The following is a 3,985-nucleotide window of genomic DNA, read 5'->3' on the forward strand; positions in this document are numbered from 1 at the left end:
GCGCTCCCCCGCGCCCGGGCCCCGCAGGTCACCGCCCCCAGGGCGCCGCCCGTGGCGGCGGCCGACCGCGCCGAGCTGCTCCCCGTCCTACGGATCTAGACCGCCCCACCACGGCCCGCGCCGGGCCGTGCTCCGGCACACCCAGATTCCGTACGACCCAGGGAGTCCCCTCCTCATGTCCGCACGTCCCGCACGCCTCTCCTCGCCCTCCCGCCGTCTGGCGGCCGTCGGCGCGGTCCTCGCCCTCGTCGTGGCGGTCGTCGCCGCCGGCATCGCCATCGCCAAGAACACCGGAGGCTCCGGCAAGGACAGGCCCGCCGCCGACTCCGGGCCGTCCTTCGACCCCAACCAGGCCACCTACGACAAGCTGGAGCAGGCCACCAGCCGCCGCAAGGACGGCGACCCGCTCGCGATCGGCAAGGCCGACGCCCCCGTCGTGATGGTGGAGTACGCCGACTACCAGTGCTCCTACTGCGGCCGCTTCACCCGGGAGACCCAGCCCGAGCTGGTGAAGAAGTACGTCGACGCGGGCGTCCTGCGCGTCGAGTTCCGCAACTTCCCGATCTTCGGCAAGGACTCCGAGCGCGCCGCCCGCGCCTCCTGGGCCGCCGGGCGGCAGGGCCGCTTCTGGCAGTTCCACGACGAGGTCTTCGCCAAGCTCCGCAAGGGCGACGCGCTCGCCGAGGACAAGCTCGTCGACATGGCCGGCAAGGCCGGTGTGAAGGACCTCGACGCGTTCCGCGCCGACCTGAACGGCACCGAGTCCGAGGCGGCCGTGAAGAAGGACCAGGAGGAGGGCTACTCCCTCGGCGTGCAGAGCACCCCGACCTTCCTCGTCGGCGGCCGGCCGCTCGCGGGCGCCCAGCCGATGAAGGAGTTCGAGGCCGCCATCGCCCAGGCGAAGGCGGTCAAGGAGGCCGCCGGGAAGTCGGGCAAGTGACCGACATCGGCTATCTCGCCGCCTTCCTCGGCGGCGTCCTCGCCCTGGTCAGCCCGTGCAGCGCGCTGCTGCTGCCGGCGTTCTTCGCCTACTCCCTGGCCAGCCCCACCCGGCTCCTCGCCCGCACGGGCGTCTTCTACCTGGGGCTCGCCACCACCCTCGTCCCCCTCGGGGCCGCCTCCAGCGCCGCCAGCCGGCTCTTCAACGGCCACCGCGATCTGCTGATCACCGTCGGCGGCTGGGTGGTGATCGCCATGGGCGCGGCCCAGATCGTGGGCCTCGGCTTCGCCTCGAAGAAGGCGCAGGCGGCGGCGGGGCGGATCACTCCGCGCACGGCCGCCTCGACCTTCCTCCTGGGCTGTGTCTACGGACTGGCCGGCTTCTGCGCGGGGCCGATCCTCGGCGCGGTGCTGACCGTGACGGCCGTGGACGGCGACCCCCTCCACGGGGCGTCGATGCTCGCCGTCTACGCGCTGGGCATGGCGCTGCCGCTGTTCGTGCTCGCCCTGCTCTGGGACCGCTTCCAGCTGGGGCGGCGGCGCTGGCTGCGCGGGCGGGAGCTGCGCCTGGGCCGGCTGCGGCTGCACACCACCTCGCTGGTGTCGGGCCTGTTCTTCATCGCCATCGGGGTGCTCTTCCTCGGCTTCGGCGGGACGACCGGACTGCCGGGGATCATCGACGCCGAGCAGGAGTTCCGGCTGGAGGAGCTGGTCTCCCGGGTGGGCGGCGCGGTGCCGGACTACGCGCTGCTGGCTGTGCTCGCGCTGGTGGCGGCGGGCGCGCTGGCGTGGTTCGCGCTGCGGCGCCCGGCCGGTGAGCCCGCCTCCGGCGGACCGGACGGCACCGAGGGCCCGTAGGCCCGGCGGTGCCGTGGGGTGCCCGGCGGACGGGCACCCCACGGCGGGCCCCAGGGGCCCGGCGACCGTCAGAACTGGACGTCGGAACAGGCGTAGAACGCGTTGCCCGTGTCGGCGACGGTCCAGACGGCGAGGATCAGCTGCTTGCCGCTCTTTCCCGCCGGGAGCGTGCCCTGGTGGGTGACCGCGGCGTCGGGGACCCGGCCGCCGTAGGGGACGGTCAGGAACGGCTGGGGGTCGAGATCGGCCCTGGTGAGCGGCCGGTTCGGGTCGTAGTGGTCGTTGGTGATGTAGTAGCGGAAGTCCGTGGTGGCGTGGCGGGCCGTCAGCTTCCAGCGGAAGCCGTAGCCCTGCCCCGCCGTGACCTTGGTGGCCGGCCAGTCCCCGCCGCGCGGGTCGTCGAGCTCGGCGAAGCGGCTGTTGCCGCCGGCGCAGAGCGTGCCGTCGGACGGGCCGTGGGACGGGAAGCCCTTGGGGCCCTCGACGGACTGGGGCTCCCACTGGATCTCACCGCAGTCGCTCACCGCGCCCTGGGCGCAGAAGACCTGCCGGCTGGTGGGCGCGTCGGTGTAGCCGTGGCTGTTGGCGCTTCCGGTGGGGACGAGGGAGATACAGGCGACGCTCAGGCCGATGATCGCCGCACTGATCCTTTTGCGCATACGTCACTCCTCGAGAACGTGGGGGGTTCTGTGAGTCGAGTGGATTTGCGGTCTAGACCAAGGCTGAGGCTAATGACGGCCGATGGTCATGTCCAGGCCAAAATCGCACTCTTGACGTCACCCCCGGTCGCACCGCTCCTCATCGCCCGTACAGGTGACCGGCGATCCGGCCTCCTCGTCCCAGCGGAAACCATCACGGTCGGACGGCTCGATCCGGCCGTACATCCGTGCGTCGAAGTACGCGAGGCTGGAGATCCGCACCCGGGTCCCCGGGCGGGCCGCCTCGACGTAGCGCCCGCCGCCCAGGTAGATCGCGACGTGGTGCACCCCGGAGGCCCGGCCGTCGCTGGACCAGAAGACGAGGTCGCCACGGGCGAGGGCGCCGCGCGGAATGCGCCGGGTGGCGCGGTACTGGTCGGCCGCCAGCCGCGGCAGCCGGACCCCCGCCTTCTGGTACGCCTGCTGGACGAGCCCGGAGCAGTCCCAGCGGTGGGGGCCGGCGCCGCCGTAGGCGTAAGGATCACCCAGATGGCCCAGCGCGAAGGCGATGGCGGGCTCCAGCCTGCGGATCCTGGCGCTCTCGCCGGTCCCGCCACCCTGATCGGCGACGTCGTCGCCGTCGACGGCGGTCGTGTCGTCGGTGTCGGCGAGGGCCTCGGGGGGCACATCGGCGGGCAGGTCCTCGGGAGCGGTGTCGGGCGGGCCGCCGTCCGGGTCGTCGGCGGCGACGGCCACCGGGTCCGGAAGGGGATCGGGCCGCTCGGTGGCGAGGGCGAACGTGCCCGTACCGGCGAGCAGCACGGCCCCCGCGGCCGCCATCGCCGCCCGGCGCCCGGTGCGCCGCGGGCGCTGCGGGCGCCGGTGCCGGCCGCGCCCGCCGGGTATCTCCTCGGGCATCTCCCCGCCGCCTTTCCCTCGGTTCCGCTCGGCACAGCTTCTCAGCGGCCGAGCCGGACCGCATGTCGCGAGACAGTCACCTTCCGTAATAAATATCGCCCGATTTTCAGGCACAGCGGCCTCCGCGGTCGGAGGCACCCCTGAACGTCGGGTAGAGTTTCCGTTGTCAGCAGGCGCCGCTAGCTCAGTTGGTTAGAGCAGCTGACTCTTAATCAGCGGGTCCGGGGTTCGAGTCCCTGGCGGCGCACGCGAGTCTCAGGGCTCCTCACCATCGGTGGGGAGCCCTGAGTCGTTCTCTGTTCGATGCGAACATCTACACGCATCATTGATGACCGCTTCCGCAACATTCGTAAGCATCTTCGTTCGACGTACCGCTTTGCCCGGTAAACACCTTGTTTCACCCTTGCGATCATGATGCGCGGTCCGAGATCCTAAAGCGCACGGCTTCACCCAATGTCACGTCGCCAACGGGGAGTTGGGTGGCGCCCGCAGGGAGCCGGCACGGGTATGCCCGCGCGCGGCCAGGGGGGCCGGGGGGCCCGCGAAACGGCACACACACGCAGTGAGCATGCGTGCGGGGGGAATGACTCATGACGTCCACGCCTGCCGACGCCCGGCAGCAGTCCTACGAC

The 3,985-nt window shown here is 72.1% G+C and carries 4 protein-coding genes and 1 tRNA gene; 3 read left to right on the forward strand and 2 right to left on the reverse strand.

Annotated elements, in window-relative coordinates; all coding sequences use genetic code 11:
* Positions 1–175 precede the first annotated feature (175 nt).
* On the forward strand, positions 176–940 hold the full coding sequence (locus K6I33_RS32715; protein ID WP_229358260.1) for a DsbA family protein: 765 nt from the start codon (positions 176–178) through the stop codon (positions 938–940).
* Positions 937–1,797, forward strand: coding sequence for a cytochrome c biogenesis CcdA family protein (locus K6I33_RS32720; protein WP_229358262.1), 861 nt, complete (start codon positions 937–939; stop codon positions 1,795–1,797). Before K6I33_RS32715 ends, K6I33_RS32720 begins: the two co-directional genes overlap by 4 nt.
* 68 nt (positions 1,798–1,865) lie before the next feature.
* Here K6I33_RS32720 and K6I33_RS32725 read toward each other — a convergent pair whose 3' ends face one another.
* Complete coding sequence (locus K6I33_RS32725) at positions 1,866–2,456, reverse strand: lytic polysaccharide monooxygenase (RefSeq protein WP_229358264.1); 591 nt, start codon at positions 2,454–2,456, stop codon at positions 1,866–1,868.
* Between the two features lie 117 nt (positions 2,457–2,573).
* Positions 2,574–3,353: a C40 family peptidase gene (locus K6I33_RS32730; RefSeq protein ID WP_229358266.1), complete on the reverse strand. Its 780-nt coding sequence runs from the start codon at positions 3,351–3,353 to the stop codon at positions 2,574–2,576.
* Positions 3,354–3,526: 173 nt separating this feature from the next.
* Between K6I33_RS32730 and K6I33_RS32735 the strand changes: the two genes are divergently transcribed.
* Positions 3,527–3,600, forward strand: a tRNA-Lys gene (locus tag K6I33_RS32735).
* Positions 3,601–3,985 lie beyond the last annotated feature (385 nt).

This window comes from Streptomyces sp. UNOB3_S3, from assembly GCF_020740895.1.
GTDB lineage: Bacteria > Actinomycetota > Actinomycetes > Streptomycetales > Streptomycetaceae > Streptomyces.